This is a genomic window from Isoptericola sp. NPDC056605 (genome assembly GCF_042792795.1).
In the GTDB taxonomy this organism is placed as follows: domain Bacteria; phylum Actinomycetota; class Actinomycetes; order Actinomycetales; family Cellulomonadaceae; genus Isoptericola.
On record NZ_JBHTVT010000032.1, the window covers coordinates 11,867 to 31,513 of the forward strand.

General features: G+C 76.9%; 13 protein-coding genes. 10 read left to right on the forward strand and 3 right to left on the reverse strand.

The features are described 5' to 3' along the window. Positions 1–161 precede the first annotated feature (161 nt). The 8 genes from ACFQ8Y_RS21515 to ACFQ8Y_RS21550 are packed head-to-tail and all read left to right on the forward strand — an operon-like array spanning position 162 to position 11,787. Positions 162–1,631, forward strand: coding sequence for an amidase (locus ACFQ8Y_RS21515; protein WP_430586686.1), 1,470 nt, complete (start codon positions 162–164; stop codon positions 1,629–1,631). Beyond that, the gene (locus ACFQ8Y_RS21520) at positions 1,628–2,752 is read left to right on the forward strand and encodes a PotD/PotF family extracellular solute-binding protein (protein ID WP_430552531.1); all 1,125 of its coding nucleotides are present in this window, start codon (positions 1,628–1,630) and stop codon (positions 2,750–2,752) included. The genes ACFQ8Y_RS21515 and ACFQ8Y_RS21520 overlap by 4 nt, the downstream gene beginning before the upstream one ends. Then, positions 2,752–3,810, forward strand: coding sequence for an ABC transporter ATP-binding protein (locus ACFQ8Y_RS21525; RefSeq protein WP_430552532.1), 1,059 nt, complete (start codon positions 2,752–2,754; stop codon positions 3,808–3,810). The genes ACFQ8Y_RS21520 and ACFQ8Y_RS21525 overlap by 1 nt, the downstream gene beginning before the upstream one ends. Position 3,811: 1 nt before the next feature. Beyond that, positions 3,812–4,741: an ABC transporter permease gene (locus ACFQ8Y_RS21530; protein ID WP_430552533.1), complete on the forward strand. Its 930-nt coding sequence runs from the start codon at positions 3,812–3,814 to the stop codon at positions 4,739–4,741. Then, entirely contained in the window at positions 4,734–5,555 is an 822-nt protein-coding gene (locus ACFQ8Y_RS21535) for an ABC transporter permease (RefSeq protein ID WP_430586687.1), read from the forward strand. The genes ACFQ8Y_RS21530 and ACFQ8Y_RS21535 overlap by 8 nt, the downstream gene beginning before the upstream one ends. A 3-nt stretch (positions 5,556–5,558) precedes the next feature. Continuing rightward, positions 5,559–7,691, forward strand: coding sequence for a hydantoinase/oxoprolinase family protein (locus ACFQ8Y_RS21540; RefSeq protein WP_430586688.1), 2,133 nt, complete (start codon positions 5,559–5,561; stop codon positions 7,689–7,691). 2 nt (positions 7,692–7,693) lie between these two features. Next, positions 7,694–9,757, forward strand: a complete 2,064-nt coding sequence (locus ACFQ8Y_RS21545) for a hydantoinase B/oxoprolinase family protein (protein WP_430586689.1) — start codon at positions 7,694–7,696, stop codon at positions 9,755–9,757. Then, positions 9,754–11,787, forward strand: coding sequence for an FAD/NAD(P)-binding protein (locus tag ACFQ8Y_RS21550; protein ID WP_430586690.1), 2,034 nt, complete (start codon positions 9,754–9,756; stop codon positions 11,785–11,787). Before ACFQ8Y_RS21545 ends, ACFQ8Y_RS21550 begins: the two co-directional genes overlap by 4 nt. Positions 11,788–11,815: 28 nt before the next feature. Here ACFQ8Y_RS21550 and ACFQ8Y_RS21555 read toward each other — a convergent pair whose 3' ends face one another. Then, complete coding sequence (locus tag ACFQ8Y_RS21555) at positions 11,816–15,394, reverse strand: ATP-binding cassette domain-containing protein (protein WP_430586691.1); 3,579 nt, start codon at positions 15,392–15,394, stop codon at positions 11,816–11,818. Positions 15,395–15,444: 50 nt separating this feature from the next. Continuing rightward, positions 15,445–16,434: a malate dehydrogenase gene (locus ACFQ8Y_RS21560; protein WP_430552539.1), complete on the reverse strand. Its 990-nt coding sequence runs from the start codon at positions 16,432–16,434 to the stop codon at positions 15,445–15,447. A 271-nt stretch (positions 16,435–16,705) separates the two neighbouring features. Here ACFQ8Y_RS21560 and ACFQ8Y_RS21565 point away from each other — a divergent pair, with 271 nt between their 5' ends. Continuing rightward, entirely contained in the window at positions 16,706–17,731 is a 1,026-nt protein-coding gene (locus ACFQ8Y_RS21565; protein WP_430586692.1) for an aquaporin, read from the forward strand. 133 nt (positions 17,732–17,864) lie between these two features. Here ACFQ8Y_RS21565 and ACFQ8Y_RS21570 read toward each other — a convergent pair whose 3' ends face one another. Continuing rightward, complete coding sequence (locus ACFQ8Y_RS21570; protein ID WP_430564591.1) at positions 17,865–18,227, reverse strand: DUF3017 domain-containing protein; 363 nt, start codon at positions 18,225–18,227, stop codon at positions 17,865–17,867. Between the two features lie 72 nt (positions 18,228–18,299). Here ACFQ8Y_RS21570 and ACFQ8Y_RS21575 point away from each other — a divergent pair, with 72 nt between their 5' ends. Continuing rightward, a complete protein-coding gene (locus ACFQ8Y_RS21575; RefSeq protein ID WP_430586693.1) occupies positions 18,300–19,598 on the forward strand; it encodes an NAD(P)/FAD-dependent oxidoreductase in 1,299 nt (432 codons plus the stop codon). Positions 19,599–19,647: the final 49 nt, after the last annotated feature.

Consider the following 19,647-nt stretch of genomic DNA (forward strand, 5'->3'; position numbering starts at 1 on the left):
GCGCACCCCGCGGCGACGGGGCGCTATTTCATCCAGATATATATCAGGTGGGGCAAGGCTCGCTCGACCGCTGGCGCTCTCCCGCCCCGCCGGTCTCATCTGGCGGACGCTGACGGCACCGGGCTTGAGTCGATCGCCCTGCCATGGTTTAACGTCTCCCCGTGACCACGAATCTTCCATCACATATGTCGGTGATGGACACGGCCGACCGGATCCGCTCCGGCCGGGAGAGCGCGCGCTCGGTCGCCGAGCGCGCCCTCGCCCGCGCGGACGCCGTGGACCCGGCCGTGCGGTCGCTCGTGTGGCGCGACGACGCCGCGACCCTCGCGGCGGCCGATGCCGTCGACGGCGCGCGCGCCGCCGGCGCCCCGCTCCCCCCGTTCGCCGGCGTCCCGGTCACCGTGAAGGACACGTTCGCCGTCGCCGGCCAGCCCTGGACCCGCGGCTCCCTCGCCGTCGACGAGACCCCGGCCACGACCACCGACCTGCTGCCCGCCGCCGCGTTCGCCGCGGGCTTCGTCCAGGTCGGTCGGGCGGCCACCCCCGAGCTGGCCATGACGACGTCGTGCGAGAGCCCGCGCTCGGGCACCACCCACAACCCGTGGGACCTCGACCGGTCGCCCGGCGGGTCGAGCGGCGGGTCGGCCGCGGCCGTCGCCGCCGGCATCGTGCCCGCCGCCCTGGCGAGCGACGGGGGCGGGTCGCTGCGGATCCCCGCGGCGTTCTGCGGCGTCGTCGGCCTCAAGCCCGGCCGCGGGCTGCTGCCCCAGCGCGTGCAGGGCTGGGAGGGCGGCGCGACCGAGGGGGTCGTCACGCGCACGGTGCGCGACACCGCCGCCGTCGTCGGGCACCTCGCCGCCCCCGACCCGCTCGCCTGGACGCGCACCGCGACCGCCGCCCCGGACTACCTCGCCGACCTCGAGCGCGCGCCCGCGCCGCTCCGGGTCGGGGTGCTGACGCGCTCGTGGGACGCGCGGATCGCGGTGGACGCCGCGTGCGTCGCCGCGGCCGAGGACACCGCGGCGGTGCTGCGCGCCGCGGGCCACACCGTCGTCGGGCTGGGCGCGACCGACGAGGGCGCGGAGCTCATGGAGCTCTACCCCTCCGTCGTCATCCCCGCGTGGCTGCGGCAGGTCCCGCTCGACCGCCCCGAGCGTCTGCAGCCCTACATCCACCGCGTCATGGCGCAGGCGGACGCCCTCGGCGCCGCCGACTACGTCCGCGCTGCCGTGCGGGTCCGCGCGCTCGCCCGCGAGGTCACCGCGGACCTGTTCCGCGACGTCGACGTGGTGGTCACGCCCACCACCGCGACCCGCGTGCCGCGCGTCGGCGTCGTCCTGGACGAGCTGCAGCGGCACGCCCCGGCCCGCGACGCGGTCGTCTACGAGCGCACGCTCGCCTTCACCACCGTCCCCAGCATGATCGGCGTCCCCGCGCTCACCCTGCCCACCCACCTCGACGACGACGGCCTCCCGCTCGGCACCCAGCTCCTCGCCCCGCAGGGCGGGGAGGGTCTGCTGCTGCGCCTCGGCCGCGTCCTGGAACGGCACCACGCCTGGGAACGACGCCTCCCGCCCCACCACGCCGGCGACCCTGCCGGCGCCGCACCCGAAGGAACGAGACTGCGATGACCCACCGCACCACGCGCCGGGCCGCCCGGCCCCTGACCCGCACGCTCGCCGTGACGACCGTGCTCGCGCTCACCGGCGGGCTGGCCGCGTGCTCGTCCGGCGACGGCGGGGGCGACGCCGCGTCCGGCGACCTGTCGGGCCGCACCCTCAAGGTCGCCGTCTACGCCGGCTCCTGGGGCGAGTCCTTCACCCAGGCGTTCGTCGACCCGTTCGAGGAGGAGACCGGCGCGACCGTCGAGCTGGTGCCCGGCGGGCCCGCGGACTGGCTCACGGCGCTGCGCTCGTCGAAGGGCGGCACCCCCGCCTACGACGTCGTCGCGTTCACGCCCAACGTCGTCCCGAGCGCCGTCTCGGCCGGGGTCGTCGCCCCGCTGGACACGGACCGCATCGCCGAGTTCGACCAGCTCAACACCGTGCTCGCCGAGCAGAGCGACGTCGACGGCACGCAGTACGGCGTCCCCCTGACGGTCGGCTCCACCGGCATCGCCTACCGCACCGACAAGGTCGACGAGGCGCCCACCGACTGGTCCGACCTGCTCGACCCGAAGTACTGCGGCCACGTCGCCGTCTCGCCGCTGACGTTCAACACGGGCATCGAGTTCGTCGCGGGCCTGATCAACGAGGCGGGCGGGTCCATCACCGACCCGGCCGACGTCGACGCCGCGTTCGAGCAGCTGCAGACGCTCAAGGACTGCGCGTCGGCGTTCCCCGCCGACGGCACGAGCGTCGAGACCGCGCTCGCGAACGGCGACGCGTGGATCGCCGCGCACTGGGACGGCCGGGCGTTCGTCCAGCAGAACGCGGGCGAGCCGATCGGCTTCGCCTACCCCGAGTCCGGCTCCGTCGGCGCGCTGACGTCGCTCTTCGTCACGGAGGGCACCGAGGAGGAGGAGCTCGCGTACACGTTCCTCGACTACGTGGCCTCGAGCGACTACCAGCCCGTGTTCTCCGAGGGCACCTGGTACGCCGCGTCCAACGACGAGAACACGTACACCGAGCAGTTCGACGAGCAGATCACCAGCGGGCCCGGCGCCTACGACGACTTCGTGTGGGTCGACTACGAAGCGATCACCCCGCAGCTGCCCGACCTGCAGGCGCGCTGGCAGGAGATCTTCGGCTGATGACGGCGACGACGACCCCGGCATCCACGACGACGACGCAGGGACGGGTGGAGATCCGCGGGCTCAGCGTCGGCTACGGCGGCCCGCCGGTGCTCGAGCTGGACGAGCTGACGATCGAGGCGGGCGAGTTCGTGTCCGTCCTCGGCCCGTCGGGCTGCGGCAAGTCGACCCTGCTCGGCGTGCTCGCCGGGTTCGTCGCGCCGACCACCGGGACGGTCGCGATCGACGGGGACGACGTCACGCACGTCGCCCCGAACCGCCGCGAGACGGGGCTGGTGTTCCAGAGCTACGCCCTGTTCCCGCACATGACGGTGCGGCGCAACCTCGAGTACGGGCTGCGCACGCGGCGCGTGCCGCGCGACGAGCGGGCCGCCCGCGTCGCCGACGCGCTGCGGCTCGTCGACCTCGAGGAGTTCGCGGGCCGCTACCCGCAGCAGCTCTCGGGCGGGCAGCAGCAGCGCGTGGCGATCGCGCGGGCGCTGGTCACGCGGCCGCGGGTGCTCCTGCTCGACGAGCCGCTGTCGAACCTCGACGCCAAGCTGCGCCGCCAGATGCGGCACGAGCTGCGCGAGCTGCAGCGCGAGGTGGGCACGACGACCGTCTTCGTCACGCACGACCAGGCGGAGGCGCTCGCGCTGTCCGACCGCGTCGCGCTGCTCGCGCACGGCGGTCTCGAGCAGCTCGGCACCCCGGAGGAGCTGTACCGCGCCCCGCGCACCCGCTTCGCGGCGGACTTCGTGGGGGCCGCCAACCTGCTGGCGGTGCGCGACGCCGACGGCGGCCGCACGGTGCTCGGCCGGCCGGCGCCCGACGACGCCGGCGCCACGGTCGCGCTGCGCCCCGAGCACGTGCGGCTCGTGGAGCCGGGCGGCGACGCCGCGCCGGCCACCGTGCTGTCGGTCGGGTTCGCCGGCGAGCGGTACGAGTACCGCCTGCGCACCGCGGACGGCACCGACCTGCTCGCCAGCCCCGCGGGCGCGTCGCGGCGGTTCGCCGAGGACGAGGCCGTGGGGGTCACCTGGTCGGACGACGCCCTGCTGCCGCTCGGGGCGGCTTGACGTGACGCTCGCCGCCCCCGCCCCCGCCGCGTCGGCCGCGCCGCCCCGCGCGGCCGGGACCCGCCGTACCCGCCGCCCGCGCGACCTGCGCGGCCACGTCGCCGCGATCGTGCCCACCCTGTTCGTGGTGGTCGCCTTCCTGGTGCCGCTCGCCGGCCTGCTCGTGCTGAGCCTGCGCCCGACGGACGCGATGAACAACGTGCTGCCCGGCATCACCGGCGCGCAGTACGCCGAGGTCTTCTCCACGCCCTACCTGTGGGGCTCGGTCGTGGAGAGCCTGTGGCTCGCGGTCCGGGTGTGCGCCGCCTGCCTGATCCTGGCGTTCCCCGTCGCCTGGTACCTCGCGCGCTCGACGTCGCCCGTCGGCAAGAGCCTCGTCTTCGTCGTCACCCTCTCCCCGCTGCTCACGAGCGAGGTCGTGCGGTCCTTCGGCTGGCGGGTCGTCATGGCCGGCGAGGGGCCGGTGAACGTGCTGCTCCAGTCGCTCGGCCTGATCGACGAGTCGCTGCCGCTGCTGCGCTCGCCGTGGACGGTGTTCCTCGCCGTCGTGCACGTGCTGCTGCCGTTCGCCGTGCTCGCGCTGTCCGCCTCGCTCGGCGCGATCGACCCCCGCCTGCTGCAGGCGTCCGCAGACCTCGGCGCGTCGGGGCTGCGCACGTTCCGGTCCGTCGTGCTGCCGCTGGCCACGCCGGGCGTCGTGGCGGCCACCGTCATCGTGTTCTCGCTGAGCATGGGCGTGTACGTCACGCCGCTCATGGTGGGCGGGGCGAACCAGTCGCTCGCCGGCCTGCGCATCCAGACGGAGGCGATGGTGGCGTTCGACCAGCCCCGCGCCGCCGCGCTCAGCTTCGTGCTGCTCGCGGTGACGCTCGTCGTCTGCGGGCTCGTCGGCCTCCTCGGCCGCCTCGCCGAGAGGGGTCGTCGTGGCTGACCGTCGCCTCCCCCGCGCCGCCGGCCGCGGCGCCCGCGCCCGCCGCGCGCTGAGCCTCGTGCCCGTCGTCCTCGTCTGCGCGTTCCTGCTGCTCCCGCTCGCCGTCGTGGCGCTGAGCTCGTTCAACGCCGAGAACAACTTCCGGTTCCCGCCGTCCGGGTTCTCGCTGCGCTGGTACGGCGAGGTGTTCGGCTCCCCGCAGTGGCTCGACTCGCTCGGCTACTCGCTGACCCTGGTGCTCCTGGTCGTGCCGGTGGTGGTGATCCTCGGCACCCTCGGCGGCTACGCCGTCGGAGCGGGCACGTTCCCCGGACGGCGCGCTCTCGGCCTGCTGTTCCTGTCGCCGATGGCGGTGCCCGGCGTGATGGTCGGGCTCGCGCTGCTCTACCAGCTCCAGCGCACCGGGACGGTGGGCTCGGCCACCGGCCTGTGGCTGGCGCACCTCGTCGTGACGTTCCCGTTCTGCGTGCGCGTCGTCGCGGTGAGCGCCGCGGCGCTCGACCCCGCGCTGTCGCGCGCCGCGCGCTCCCTCGGCGCGTCGCCGCTGCGCACGTTCCTCACGGTCACCGTCCCGCTGCTGCGGCCGGGCATCGTGGCCGGGGCGTTCCTCGGCGCGGTCATCTCGCTCGGCGAGGTCGCGGTGTCCGTGCTCGTCGCGGGCGCCGGCGAGGCCACCGTCCCCGTCCGCATCTACTCCGCGGTGCAGGTCCAGCTCGAGCCGACGGTCGCCGCCGTCTCGACGCTGCTGCTGCTCGTGAGCGTGGTGACCATCGCCGTGCTCGACCGCACCGTCCACGTCTCGAGGTTCCTGTAGACCATGGCAGCAACCGCAGCCCCCCGCCGGTGGCGCATCGGCATCGACGTCGGCGGCACCTTCACCGACCTGGTCGCCGTCCCCGGCGACGGCTCCTCCTGGTCGCTCGCCGACGCGATCACGCACAAGGTGCCGAGCACGCCCCACGACCCGTCGGAGGGGGTCGAGACCGGGCTCGCCCAGCTCCTGGAGCGGGGGATCGACGTCGCGGACGTCGCGTCCGTCGCGCACGGCACGACCATCGGGCTCAACGCGATCCTGCAGGGCCGGGTCGCCCGCGCCGCCCTGGTGACCAGCCGCGGCCACCGGGACGTGCTGCAGATCGCCCGCGCCCGCATGCCGCGGTCGTTCGACCTGCACGCGACGCCCGCCGCGCCGATCGTGCCGCGCGAGCACGTGCTGGAGACCGACCACCGCTTCGCGTCCGACGGCGACGCGGTGGGCGCCGGCGTCGATCCCGCGGAGCTCGACCGCCTCGTGGCCCGGCTCCGCGCGCTGACGCCCGAGGTGGTCGCCGTGAGCCTCCTCGGCGGTTATGCGGCCCGCGAGGCGGAGCAGGAGCTCGCGGACCGGCTCGCGCGGGCCCTCGACGTGCCCGTGACGTCGGCCGCCGCCGTGTGGCCGGAGGCCGGCGAGTACGAGCGCACCACCCTCGCCCTGCTCGACGCCCAGATCACGCCGCTCATGACGGGCTACTTCACCGCCCTGCGCGAGCGCCTGGCGCGGCTGCGCGTCGACGCCCGCGTGTACATCACCACCTCCAACGGCGGGTCCGTGTCCATCGACTCCGCGATCCGGCGGCCCGTGCAGACCGTGCTGTCCGGCCCGGCCGGCGGCGTGTCCGCCGCCGCCACCGCGTGGCCCGGCACCGACATGGTGACGCTCGACATGGGCGGCACCAGCAGCGACATCGGCGTGCTGCGCGGCGGGCGGCCCGTCCTCACGACGACCGCCACCGTGGGCCCGCACCCGCTCATGACGCCCGTGGTCGAGGTCTCGGCCATCGGCGCCGGCGGCGGCTCCGTGGTCTGGGACGACCGCTCCGGGTCCCGGTCCGTCCTGCGCGTCGGCCCGACGAGCGTGGGCGCCGTCCCCGGCCCGGCGGCGTACGACGCGGGGGGCACCGAGCCCGCGCTCACCGACGCGTACGTGCACGCCGGGATCATCGACCCGGCGACGTTCCTGGGCGGCACCTTCCCGCTGCGCGGCGACCTCGCCACCGCGGCGCTGGCGCGCGTGGCCGAGCACGACGGCACGGACGACGGCTCGGACGTCGGCACGCCGGACGCGCGGGCCGACGGGGCGGCCGACGCCGCGTTCCGCGTCGCGTCCGCGGGCATGGCGGCGCGGCTGCGCACCGTGCTCGCCGCGCACGGCGAGGTCCCGGAGCGCTACACCTTCGTCGCGTTCGGCGGCGCGGGCGGCACCCACGCCGCGCTGCTCGCCGACGAGGTCGGCGTCTCGCGCGTGCTGGTCCCGGCCGCCGCGGGCACGTTCTGCGCGCTCGGCGCCGCCATCGCGCCGGTCCGCCGCGACGTGGCCCGCACCGTGCGCACCGTCGTCGCCGAGGCCACCCTCGACGACCTCACCGCGGCGTGCGCGGAGCTCGAGGCCGAGGTCCTCGGCTGGCTGCGCACGCAGGACGTCGACGCCGTCGGCACCGTGACCCTGAGCGCGGACCTGCGCTACGCCGGCCAGCCGACGACGCTCGAGGTCGAGCTCGCCGCGCGGTCCACGACCGACGCCGCGACCGCTCCCCTGCGGCTCGCCGCCGACGTCGGCCTGCGGCGGTTCGCCGAGCAGCACGAGCGGGTGCACGGCTTCGTCGACGCCGCCGCGACCGTGCGCGCCGAGACGGTCCGGGCGAGCGTCACCGTGCACCCGGGCGAGGTGCGGACCGGCCGGGGCGGCTCCGGTTTCGTCAAGACCGGCGCCCGCGACGTCCGGTACGACGCGGTGCCCCGCCCCGCGGGCGTGTGGGCCCTCGCCGCCGACGGCGGCGAGGCGTCCGTCGCCGGCCCCGCGGTGGTCGAGAAGGCGGACACGACCGTGCTGGTCCCCGCGGGCTGGACGGCGACGACCGACGACGGCGGGAACCTGCACCTCGTGCGGGACCGCTCCGAGCAGGAGGACTGACCGTGCCGACGCACACCCCGACGACAGGACCCACGAGCGGGCTCGGCACCGGGCACGGCACCGGGCTCACGACCGTCGAGAAGGACGTCGCGCAGACCCGGCTCCAGGCCGCCGTCGAGGAGATGTGCCTCACGCTGCGGCGGGCGAGCCGCAGCCTGTACGTGCGCGACGCGGCGGACTTCGCCTGCGCGGTGGCCGACCTGTCGGGCCGGTTCGTCGCCTACCCGCAGGACGTGGGCGTCTCCGGTTTCGTGGGGCTCGACCTCACGCCGACGATCGAGGCCGCGACCGCGCACGGGCCGCTCGGCCCCGGCGACGTCGTCCTGACCAACGACCCGTACCTGTCGGGCGGGCTGTCCACCCACCTGCCCGACGTGCACGCCGTCGCGCCGTTCTTCGACGGCGACGAGCTGGTCGGCTACGGCTGGGCGTTCGTGCACGTCTCCGACGTGGGCGGTCGCGTGCCGTCCTCGGTGAGCGTCGTCAACGACTCCGTCTTCGCCGAGGGGCTGCGCGTGCCGCCCGTGCGCTACGTGCGCGGCGGCGAGGTGGTGCCCGAGGTCGAGGCGATCCTCGCGGCCAACTCCCGCACCCCCGACGCCAACCGCGGCGACCTGCACGCGATGCTCGCGGCGCTGGACACCGGGCGCCGGCGCGTCGCCGAGCTCACGGCCGACCTCGGCCCCGCCGGCCTCGCGGACGTCGGCGCGTTCGCCCGCGAGCAGAGCGCCGCCCGCGCCCGCGCCGCGCTGCGCACGCTGGCCGACGGCACGTACCGCTTCGAGGACTTCCTCGACAACGACGGCGTGAGCGACGTCCCGCTGCGCGTCGTCGTCACGGCGACCGTCGACGACGGCACCGTGCACCTCGACCTCACGGGCACCGACCCGCAGGTCGAGGCAGCCCTGAACATGGTGACGTTCGGGCGCGCGCACTCGTGGGTCGTGACGCGGCTGTTCGCCCTGATCGGCACGCTCGACCCGGCGGTGCCGCTCAACGGCGGGCTCATGGACGTCATCGGCTTCACGGCCCCCGAGGGCACGCTGCTCCACGCCACCGGCACCGCCGCCACGGGCGTGCGGCACGCCACGACCTCGCGGGTCAACGACGTCGTCTCCGGCGCCCTCGTCCAGGCGGCGCCCGAGGTGCTGCCCGCGGCGTCGAGCGGCCTCGTCGTGCCGGTGGTCTTCGCCGCGGCCGACGGGTCGCGCGTGGACGTCGTGGAGCCGATGGTGGGCGGCACCGGCGCCCGGCACGGGGCCGACGGCGCGGACGGCCGCGACTCCGGCATCTCCAACCTGTCCAACAACCCCGTCGAGACCGTCGAGGCGAACGTCGCCGTGCGCGTGCGGCGCTACGCCCTGCGCCCCGACTCGGGCGGCGCCGGGCGGTGGCGCGGCGGCAGCGGGCTCGAGCTCGAGTTCGAGGCCCTCACCGACGGCGGCCTCCTGGCCCGTGGGCTCGAGCGGCTGCGGTTCCGGCCGTGGGGCTTCGCCGGCGGCCTGCCGGGCGCCCTCACCGAGCTCGTGGTCAACGAGGGGCGCGCGGACGAGCAGCGCCTGTCGGTCGTGGACGTCCACCCGCTGCGCGCGGGCGACCGCGTGGTGCTGCGCACGTCCGGCGCGGGCGGCTACGGCGACCCCCTCGAGCGGGACCCGCACGCCGTGCTCGCCGACGTCGGCGCCGGGCTCGTCACGCCGGCGCACGCGCTTGACGCCTACGGCGTCGTGCTGCGCGACGGCGCGCTCGACGAGGGCGCCACGGCCGCGGAGCGCGGCCGCCGGGCCGCCGCGGCGGGGAGCGCGGCCGGCGCGTCCCGGCACGGGCTGGGGCCGGAGCGGGAGCGCTGGGAGCGCGTCTTCCCGCCCGGGCTGGCCGACCGGCTCGACGTGCACCTGCGCACGCTGCCGACGACGACCCGCGCCGCCCGCCGCCGGGAGATCCTGCGGGGCGTGCTCGCGGGCCTGCCGCCCCGCTTCCCGGGCGTCGACGCCGACGACGCGGCGATCGACGCCGCCGGACGGTCCTTCGCCGCGGCCGTCGCCGCGGTGACCGAGCCCGCGTGACCGCGCCCGCGCAGGCGGACGGCCGCCCCACGCCGTTCGACGCCGTCGTGGTGGGCGGCGGCCCGCGCGCCGTCGCCGTCGTCGCGCGCCTCGCCGCGCGGCGCCGGCCCGACGCGCCCTGGGGAGCCCCCGCGGACCCCGCGCTGCCCCCGCTGCGGGTCGCCGTCGTCGACCGCGTGGAGGTGGGTGCCGGGGCGACCTGGCGCACCGACCAGTCGCCGCTGCTGCTCAACAACACCTGGGCCGCTCGGACCACCGCGCACGCCGACGCCACGACCCCCATGACGGGCCCCGTCGTGCCGGGACCGGACCTGGTGGCGTGGGCCCACGCCGCGCCGGGCGACGCGTGGGCGCGCCCGGAGGCGCGGGCCCTCGGCCCCGGCTCGTACCCCAGCCGCCGGCTCCAGGGCGCGTACTACCGCGACCAGCTCGCGGAGGCCGCACGGCGGGGCGCCGTCGAGGTCGTGCCGGTGCACGGCGAGGTCGTGGACGTGCGCTCGCCCGAGCCCGGCGTGCGGCACGTGGTCCTCGCACCGGCCCCGGGCGACGACAGCCCCGACAGCCCCGACAGCCCCGGCGCCGCCGGGCCCGCGGTGCTCGCGGCCCCCGTCGTCGTCCTGGCGCAGGGCATGGTGCAGGCGGTCCGCTCCCCGCAGACCCGCGAGCACCGGGACGCCGCGCGACGGCACGGCCTCGTCTACGTGGAGCCCGGCATGCCCGCGGAGCGCGACTGGGCCGCCGTGCCCGCCGGCGAGGACGTCCTCGTGGTGGGCCTCGGCGCGAACTTCTTCGACGTGCTCGCGCTCCTCACGGTGGGGCGCGGCGGCCGGTTCGTCGACGCCCGCACGGGCTCGCCCGTGGACGCCGCGGGGCGGTCGTGCGACGACGGCGGCGCCGACGGCCCGCACGCCGGCGACGCCCTGCGCTACGTGCCGAGCGGGGCCGAGCCGCACCTGCTGGCCGGCTCGCGCCGCGGCCTGCCCTACCGCGGGAAGGGCGCGCTGGCCGACGGGGTCCCCGCCCCGTACGCGGCGCGGTACGCGACCCGCGAGCGCTTCGACGCCCTGCGGGACCGGGCGGGCGGGCGCCCGGTGCTCGACCTGGCGCGGGACGTCTGGCCGCTGCTGGCCCGCGAGCTCGTGCTGGCGCACCTCACGGCGCTGGCCGAGCACCGCCCGTCGGCCCTGCGCTCCCCCGTCGCGGCCGACGACCTCGTCGCCCTGGTCGCGGCGGCGGACGACCCGGCGGCCCTGTGCGCCGACCTCGTGCGCGACCCCGCCGACGCCTTCGACCCCGCCCGGGCCGACCGGCCGCCGCGCGTCGGCGCCGCGGCCTGGCCCGCGTGGGTCGCGCGCTGGGTCGACGACGAGCAGGAGTCCGTGGCCTCGCCGGCGACGTCCCCGCGCGCCCGCGTGAACCAGGCCATGGAGACCCTCCGCGGCGAGGTCGCGCGCCTCACCCGCGCCGGGGTCGTCGACGGCGCGTCGCTCCAGTCCACCGGCGAGGGGATGCTGGTCCCCCTCGGGCTCGCCCTCGCGTCCGGCCCGCCGCCGCGGCGCGCCGCCCAGCTGCTCGCGCTCGTGCGCGCGGGTGTGGTCGAGCTGCTCGGCGAGGGCACCCGCGTGACGGTGGAGGACGGGGCGTTCGTGGCGCGCAGCGACGTGCGGGGGCCCGTGCGCGCGCGGGCGTTCGTCGAGACCCGGATGTCCCGCGGGGCGGTCGGGCCCACGGACGACCCCCTGCTGCGCGCGCTCCTCGACACGGGCCGCGCCCGGGCGCACCCGCTCCCCACCGGGGCGGGCGGCGCCGTCGCCTCGGACAGCCTCGACGTGACCCGGGACGGCTTCGCCCTCGTCGACGCCGCGGGGGACGCCGACGACCGGGTGGTCGTGCTCGGCATCCCCGCCGAGGCCGTCCAGCGCGGGTCGGCGATCGGCGCCAGCCCCGGCGTGCCGTCCCCGCTGCTGGCCGGCGCCGACGTCGCCGCGGCCCGCGTGCTCGGCGCCGCGGCCGGGCCCGCCGCCGGCTGAGCCGACGACCGGCCCGGCACCTGGCAGGTCAGCCCGCCAGGTGCCCCCAGCGCGGGGCGAGCTCGTGCCACGGGCCGATCTCGGCGATCTCGCCGTCGGCGAGCACGACGACGCGGTCGGCGCGGGACAGCGCCGCGCGCTTCGAGGTCGCGCCGACGACGGTGGTGCCGCGCTCGCGCAGCGACGCCCACAGCTCGATCTCCGTGGTGGCGTCCAGGGCGCTGGACACGTCGTCGGCCAGCAGCAGCTCGGCGTCCGTCGCCAGGGCGCGGGCGAGCGCGAGCCGCTGCACCTGGCCGCCGGACAGCCGGACCCCGCGGTGCCCGACGAGCGCGTCCGGCCCGCCGGCCTCGTCGACGTCCTGCCCGAGGCGCGCGGCCGCGACCGGGCCGTCGACGTCGCGCTCGTGGTCCAGGCGCACGTTCTCGCTGAACGTCCCCGACAGCACGCGGGGCACCTGCGCGACGTGCGCCACCTGCCCCGGGCGCAGGAACGCCTGGGCGTCCGCGACCTCCCGCTCGTTCCACCGGATGCTGCCGGTGTGCTCCATGAGGCCGCTGAGCGCGGACAGCAGGCTCGACTTGCCCGACCCCACCTGGCCGAGCAGCAGCACGAGCTCGCCGCGCCGCACCTCCAGGTCCACCCCCGACACGCCGATGGTGCCGTCGTCGTGCACGGCGGTGACGCCCTCGAGGCGCAGCCGCTCCAGGGCCTCGCGCGGGCCGGCGGACGGCCGCGGCGCGTCGCCCGTGAGCAGGTCGACGCCCGCGGGCAGGTCCATGAGGTCGGCTCCGGCGGCGAACCGGCCGGTGGCCCGCTGCCACGACCGGGTGCCCGGCGCCTCCGTCACGACGGCCCCCGCCACGACGCCGAACCAGCCGAACCCGTTCACGGCGTTCGCGACCAGCAGCGCTGTCGCCAGCCCCCAGGTGCCGGTGAGCAGGCCCGCCCAGGCGGCGACGACGCCGAGCTGCACCATGATCATCGGCACGCCGTCGAGGGCCGCCTGGATCCGGTGCTCGAAGATCGCGGCCCGCACGCGGCCGGCGTCGACCTGCCGCAGGTGGCCGTGCACCTCGGGCGTGCGCGCCGCGAGCTTCACCGTGCGAGCGGAGTCGAGCGCCGAGACGAGGGCGCGGCCGAACCGGGCGCGCGCGGCCGACGACCGGGTGGCCGAGCGGCCCGCGATCGGCCGGCCGACCGCCGACGCGGCCGCGGAGACCACCATGACGGCCAGCAGCACGCCACCGGCCAGCCACGACCCGCTCAGCAGCGCCGTCACGCCGGCGATGACCAGGCCGTTGACGAAGTCGACCCAGCGGTCGGCGTAGCGCACGAAGCGGTCGGAGTCCATGGCCCGTGCCACGACCTCGCCGGGCGGGGTGGCGCGCAGGCGCTCCTGGCGCGTCTGGCCCGACATCACCGACATGCGCACCCGGAGCAGCACCTCCACCCACCACCGCGGGTAGACGTACAGCGCCCACGCCAGCGCCAGCGGCGCGACGACGAGGAGCACGACGAACGCGACCATGAGCGCGGTGGGGAAGCCCGCGTCGAGGCCCTCGACCGCCCGCCCCCAGAGGAACCCGGTGAGGGCGCCCTGCGCGGAGACGAGGCTCGCCACGAGGAAGAGCGCCGCGCCGACCACGCCCCACGCGGGCCGCACGAACAGCGCGTGCAGCACGCCCCGCGCCAGGCTCGGGCCCTCCCCCGGGTCGGCGAGCTCGGGCGCCGCGCCGCGGCGTCGCCTGCCGCCCACGTGCGACGTCGCCTGCGCGGCCGCCACGGCGGTGCTCGCCGGCGCCGCCTCGTGCCCGGTGAGGGCCGACGCGACCTCCTCGGCGGCACCGGCGCTCGCGACGGGCGCGTCCGCGGCGTCGCTCGCCACGAGCAGGTCGCGGTACGGGCCGTCCTCGCGGGCGAGCCTGCCCCGGGGCCCCTGCTGGACGATGCGGCCGTGGTCGAGCGCGGCGAGCAGGTCGGCCCGCTCGATGGTCGTGAGCCGGTGCGCGACGAGCACGCCCGTGCGGCCGGCGAGCAGCCGCTCGGACGCCGCGACCACGCGCGCCTCGGTGAGCGGGTCCATGCGCGCCGTGGCCTCGTCGAGCACGACCACCTGGACGTCGCGCACGAGCAGGCGCGCGAACGCGACGAGCTGCTCCTCCCCCGCGGACAGCGAGGTGCCGCCCGGGCCGAGCAGGGTGTCCAGGCCGTCGGGCAGGCCGGCGACCCAGGCGTCCAGGCGCAGCTCGCGCACGGCCGCCTCGACGTCCTCGCGCGGGACGTCGGCGAACAGCGCGATGTTCTCGGCGAGCGTGCCGGCGAGGATCTCGGTGCGCTGCGTGACGACGCCGACGGCGGCGCGCAGCTTCTGCAGGTCGAGGTCGCGCACGTCGACGCCGCCGAGGAACACCGTGCCGGGCTCCGGCTCGACGGCGCGGGACAGCAGCGACGCGAGCGTCGACTTCCCCGATCCGGTGCGCCCGACGAGCGCCACGGTCTGCCCCGCCGGGACGCGCAGGTTCACGCCCTGCAGCGCGAAGGTGCCCTCGGCGTACGAGAAGTGCAGGTCGCGCAGCTCGATGCCCACCGGCCCCTCGGGCAGGTCACGACCGCCGGTCGGCTCCGGCTCCACGGACAGCATCTGCCTGATGCGCGTGATCGCGCCCAGCCCCTCCTGGATGTCCGGCAGGTGGTGGATGAGGTTGTCCACCTGCCCCACGAACATCGAGGTGACCAGGAACAACGTCACGAGGTCCTTGACCTCCAGGGTGCCGCCCGACGCCAGCGCGGCACCGGCCACGGCGACGCCGGCGAGCAGCGCGGCGAGCACCAGGCCGGCCCGGCGCAGCATCGTCGACTCGACGACCACCACGTCGCGGAACTTGCGGTGCACGTCCGCCGAGCGCTGCGCCAGGCGGCGGACCGCGAACGGCTGGCCGAGGCTGGTGCGCAGGTCGTCGCGGGCGGCGACCGACTCCTCGAACGCGGCGGCGTGGTCGGTCCAGGCCGCTTCCTCGATCACCTTGCGGCGGGCGATCTCCCCCAGCATCGGCCGCACGAGGACGCCCGCGAGCGCACCCAGCAGGGGGAAGAGCGCCCACGCGGGCCACCAGGTGAGGCCCGCGACCACGTACATCGGCACGACGCCGACGACCGTGCGCCCCGCGCCCCAGAGCTGGCGGCGCACGAGCGTGCCGACGGCGTGCGTGTCGTCGTCGACGCGGTCGAGCACCTCGCCCACCGCCTGCTCGGTGAGCGTGGCGAGCGGCTGGTGCAGCGCCGCCGTGAGCAGGTCGCCGCGCAGCCGCCCCTCGGCGCGGTCGACGACGCCCGCCCACACGACCTGCCCGGCCGCGTCGAACAGGGCGGCGCCGACCACGCACAGCGCGAGCAGCGACAGCAGCGCGCCCGTCGGGTCCTCTGCGAGGCGCCCCGCGACGACGGTGCCGAGCGCCGCGCCCACCGCTCCGAGGGTGAGCGCGACCAGCGCGACCGCGGCCACCGGTCCGCGCAGCCGCCGCCAGTCGAGGCGGCGGGCCGGGTCGGTCGTCGTGGTCGAGGTGGACGTGGCGTGGTCCGCGCGCGCGGCAGGGGCGTCGATCATGGCCCGAGAAGCCTATGCGGCGCCCCCGACGCTCCGCCGCAGATTTTTCGTCAGATCAGGCCCAGCGCACGCACGGCGTCCCGCTCCTCGGAGAGCTCCTGCACGCTGGCCGCGATGCGCTCGCGCGAGAAGTCGTCGATCTCGAGTCCCTCGACGACCTCCCACGCCCCGCCCGACGACGTCACCGGGAAGGACGAGACGAGGCCCTCGGGGACGCCGTACTGCCCGGTCGACCACAGGCCCGCGCTGGTCCAGTCGCCCGCGGGGGTGCCCAGCACCCAGTCGTGGACGTGGTCGATCGCCGCGTTCGCCGCGGACGCCGCCGACGACGCCCCGCGCGCGTCGATGATCGCGGCACCGCGCTTGGCGACCGTCGGGATGAAGTCGTCCGCGAGCCAGAGCTTGTCCTCGTCCGCGTACCGGGAACCCGGCGTCCCGCCGACGTCGGCCCGGAACACGTCCGGGTACTGGCTCGCGGAGTGGTTGCCCCAGATCGTCACGCGGCGCACCTGCGAGACCGGCACGTCCGCCCGCTTCGCGAGCTGCGACAGCGCGCGGTTGTGGTCGAGGCGCGTCATCGCCGTGAAGCGGTCCTTCGGCACGTCCGGCGCGTTCGACGCCGCGATCAGCGCGTTCGTGTTGGCCGGGTTGCCCACGACCAGGACGCGCACGTCGTCGGCCGCGCCCGCGTTGATGGCCCGGCCCTGCGGACCGAAGATGCCGCCGTTCGCCTCGAGCAGGTCCGCCCGCTCCATGCCCGGGCCGCGCGGCCGGGCCCCCACCAGGAGGGCGACGTTCGTGCCCGCGAAGCCGGCCGTCGGGTCGTCGTGGATGTCGATGCCGTCGAGCAGCGGGAAGGCGCAGTCGTCGAGCTCCATAGCGGTCCCCTCGGCGGCCTTCACCGCCTGCGGGATCTCCAGCAGCCGCAGCCGCACGGGGGTGTCGGGGCCGAGCATCGCGCCCGACGCGATCCGGAAGAGCAGCGCGTACCCGATCTGGCCCGCCGCCCCGGTGACGGTCACGTTCACTGGTGTGGTCATGCCCCTACTCTGTCGCAGCCGGGCGCCGGGGTCGACCGCCACTCCGGGCGGGCTCGGGTCCGGCGCGCCGACCGTCGTGGCGGAGCGCGACCTGGGACGACGCGCGGTAACGTGCCAGGAGCGCCACCGTCGGCCCGCGCTCAGCAACCGTTCAGACCACGGTGGAAGCATGCCCGCGCAGCCGGCCGTGAGGCCGGTCACGCACGACCGGCCCCTCTCCACCGCGAGGGGCACACCGAGACGCCCGTCTCCCGAGCAGAGAAGGACCCTCATGTCCCAGGACATCGCCGCCGAGAGCGGTACGGCTTCGGTCGACGTCGAGACGGCGCCCGACCACCCGGAGCACGGCCTGTTCGCGCGGCTCGCCGCCGAGGCCTTCGGCACGTTCGTGCTGGTGCTCGGAATCGTCGGCACCGCGACGTTCAACGCCGTCAACAACGGTCAGATCCTCCCGGTGGCACTCGCCGGTGGCATCCTCGTCATGGGCGCCATCGCCGCTGTCGGCGGCGTCTCCGGCGGCCACTTCAACCCCGCCGTCACCTTCGGTCTGACGCTCGCGGGCCGCTCCGCCTGGCGCGACCTCGCGCCGTACTGGCTCGCCCAGCTCGTGGGCGGCACGGCCGCGGCGGCCGTCATGTTCTCGATCATCCCCGACTCGTTCCCGGCGCTGACCGGCGCGGCGGACAAGGCCGCGGTCTTCCAGGGCACGGCGAACGGCTTCGGCGCGCACTCGCCCCTCGCGGCCCTGACCGCGTCCGCCGCCCAGAGCGGCGGCTCGCCCGCCGAGTTCTCGATGTGGGCCGCGATCCTCGTCGAGGTCGTCGTCACCGCGGTCTTCGTCGGCGTCATCCTCGGCGTGACGAGCAAGCGCTCGACGGTCACGTTCGCCCCGGTGGTCATCGGCCTGACGCTCGGCGCGATGCTCGTCGTCGCCTGGCCGGTCACCAACGCCTCGCTCAACCCGGCCCGCTCGTTCGCCTCGGCGGTCTTCGGCGGCGGCTGGACCTGGGGCCAGCTGTGGGTGTTCGTCGTCGCCCCGCTCGTGGGCGGGGCGCTCGCCGCCCTGTTCTACCGGGCGTTCGCCCCAGTCCCCGCGGTCGTGCAGGTCGAGGTCGGCTCCGCGGCCGGCGACGACCTCGACGACGAGCCCCGCCAGCACGACGTCGTCGACGACGGCGCCCTTCCGGCGCGGTCGGAGGTCGACGAGAACGAGGGCGAGTGGGACGGGGCGGACGTCGACGAGCCCGGCCCCCGCGACGAGGGCACCGAGGGCAAGGGCGACACCCCGCGCGCCTGACGTCCCGACCCGCGCACGAGGGCCGGTACCCCGCAGGGGTGCCGGCCCTCGTGGCGTCCGCGGAGGACGCACCCACGGCACCCCGAGCCGCTCGCCACGAGCCTCGCGGACGCGGCCTGCTGACGGGCGGCTCTCAGCCCAGGCCGGGCGCGGTCAGGGCGAGCACGCCGATGACGACGGCACCGCCCCAGCACAGGAAGACGTCGAAGCCCCGGCTCCGCACGACGAGCCCGACGGGTCCGGTGGACGACGTGGCCCGCCAGGTGCCTGCGACGGCGAGGGTCAGCGCGATGGTGCCGGTGCCGACGCGGGCACCGACGAGCACGCCGAGCACGACGGCGAGGACGATGCCGGCGAGCACGGTGACGATGGCGCGCTCCGGGCCGGGCAGGTGCCGAGCCGGCGCGTCGGCCTTCGCCTCGACCGAGTGCCACCGGGGCGCGGGCTCGGCCCCTCCGGGGTCGCGCGGAGGGTCGGGCAGCGCACGGGGATCCACGGCAGCCGAGCCTACCGCCGCCCGACCGGGGCGGGCGCCGGACCTCCACGCCCGCGGGTTACCGTGAGGACCGTGCCCGAGCCGACCCCCGACGCCTCCCCCCTCCTCCCCCGGTCCGTCGTCGTGGTGGGTGCCGGCCTCGCCGGCGCCCAGACCGTCGCCGCGCTGCGCGCGCACGGCTTCGACGGGCGGATCACGCTGCTGGGCGCCGAGGGCGTGCCTCCGTACGACCGGCCGCCCCTGTCCAAGGAGCTCCTGACGCGGCCCGAGCCGGTGTGGCTGAGCGCGGACCTCGGCGTCGACGTCGACGCGCTGGCCGACGACGTCCGCCTCGCCGAGCCCGCCCGCGCGCTCACGTCCGGGCCGGGCGGCGTGGTCGTCACGACGGCGCGGAGCGAGGTCGCGGCCGACGCCGTCGTGCTCGCGGTGGGTTCCGTCCCGCTCGTCCCGCCGGGGTTCGCCGCGTCGTCGCTGCTGCACACGGCGGCCGACGCCGACCGCCTGCGGGCGGCGCTGCGCCGCCCGGACGGGCTGCGCCTCGTGATCGTCGGCGCGGGCTGGATCGGCGCCGAGGTCGCGGGGGTCGCGGCAGGCGCCGGCGCGGACGTCACGGTGCTCGAGGCGGCCGCCGCCCCGTTGTCGCGCCAGCTCGGTCACGACGTCGGGTCACGCCTCGCGGGCTGGTACGCGGAGGCCGGGGTGCGCCTGCGCACGGGCGCCGCGGTGGCGGCGGTCGAGGACTCGGGGGTGGTCCTGGCCGACGGCGAGCACGTGCCCGCCGACCTGGTGCTCACCGCGGTGGGCGCCCGGCCGGCGTCGGGCTGGCTGGAGGGCGCGCTGCCGCTCGACCCGCGCGGCGCGCTCCTCGTGGACGGCGACGGCCGTGTCCCCGGCCACCCCAGGGTCTGGGCGGTCGGCGACGTCGCGTCGCGGGCGCACCCCGTGTTCGGCACGGTACCGGGCGGGCACTGGTCGGCGGCGCTGCACGACCCGGACCCCACCGTGCGCGCGATGCTCGGCGTCGAGCAGGCCGGCGGGGGGCACGCGCCGTACGTCTTCTCGCAGCAGCTCGGGCACGACCTGGCGCTGCTGGGCCTGCCGGTCACCGCCGGGCCCGACGCCTCCCCCGTGGTGCTGCGCGGCACGCCCGGCGAGGGCCCGTGGGCGGCGCTCTACCTGGACCCGGCCCAGGACCCGGCCGTCGAGGGCGCGCCCGACGGCGTCGCGACCGTCCGCGCCGTCCTCCTCGTCGACTCGCCGCGCGACGTCGGCGGCGTGCGGCGCCTCATGAGCCGCGGCGAGCCGCTGCGCCTGGACCTCGCCCGGGCCACCGACCCCGCCGTCCGGCTCAAGTCCGCCGTCGCCCCCTGACGCCGAACAGGCGGTTGCGCACGTTCTCGGAGCGGAGAACGTGCGCAAC

Bases quoted from the DNA above. Each gene is read 5' to 3' on its own strand.
- ACFQ8Y_RS21540 (WP_430586688.1), top strand. From the start codon at position 5,559: ATGGCAGCAACCGCAGCCCCCCGCCGGTGGCGCATCGGCATCGACGTC.
- ACFQ8Y_RS21525 (WP_430552532.1), top strand. From the start codon at position 2,752: ATGACGGCGACGACGACCCCGGCATCCACGACGACGACGCAGGGACGG.
- ACFQ8Y_RS21560 (WP_430552539.1), bottom strand. From the start codon at position 16,434: ATGACCACACCAGTGAACGTGACCGTCACCGGGGCGGCGGGCCAGATC.
- ACFQ8Y_RS21555 (WP_430586691.1), bottom strand. From the start codon at position 15,394: ATGATCGACGCCCCTGCCGCGCGCGCGGACCACGCCACGTCCACCTCG.
- ACFQ8Y_RS21565 (WP_430586692.1), top strand. From the start codon at position 16,706: ATGTCCCAGGACATCGCCGCCGAGAGCGGTACGGCTTCGGTCGACGTC.
- ACFQ8Y_RS21520 (WP_430552531.1), top strand. From the start codon at position 1,628: ATGACCCACCGCACCACGCGCCGGGCCGCCCGGCCCCTGACCCGCACG.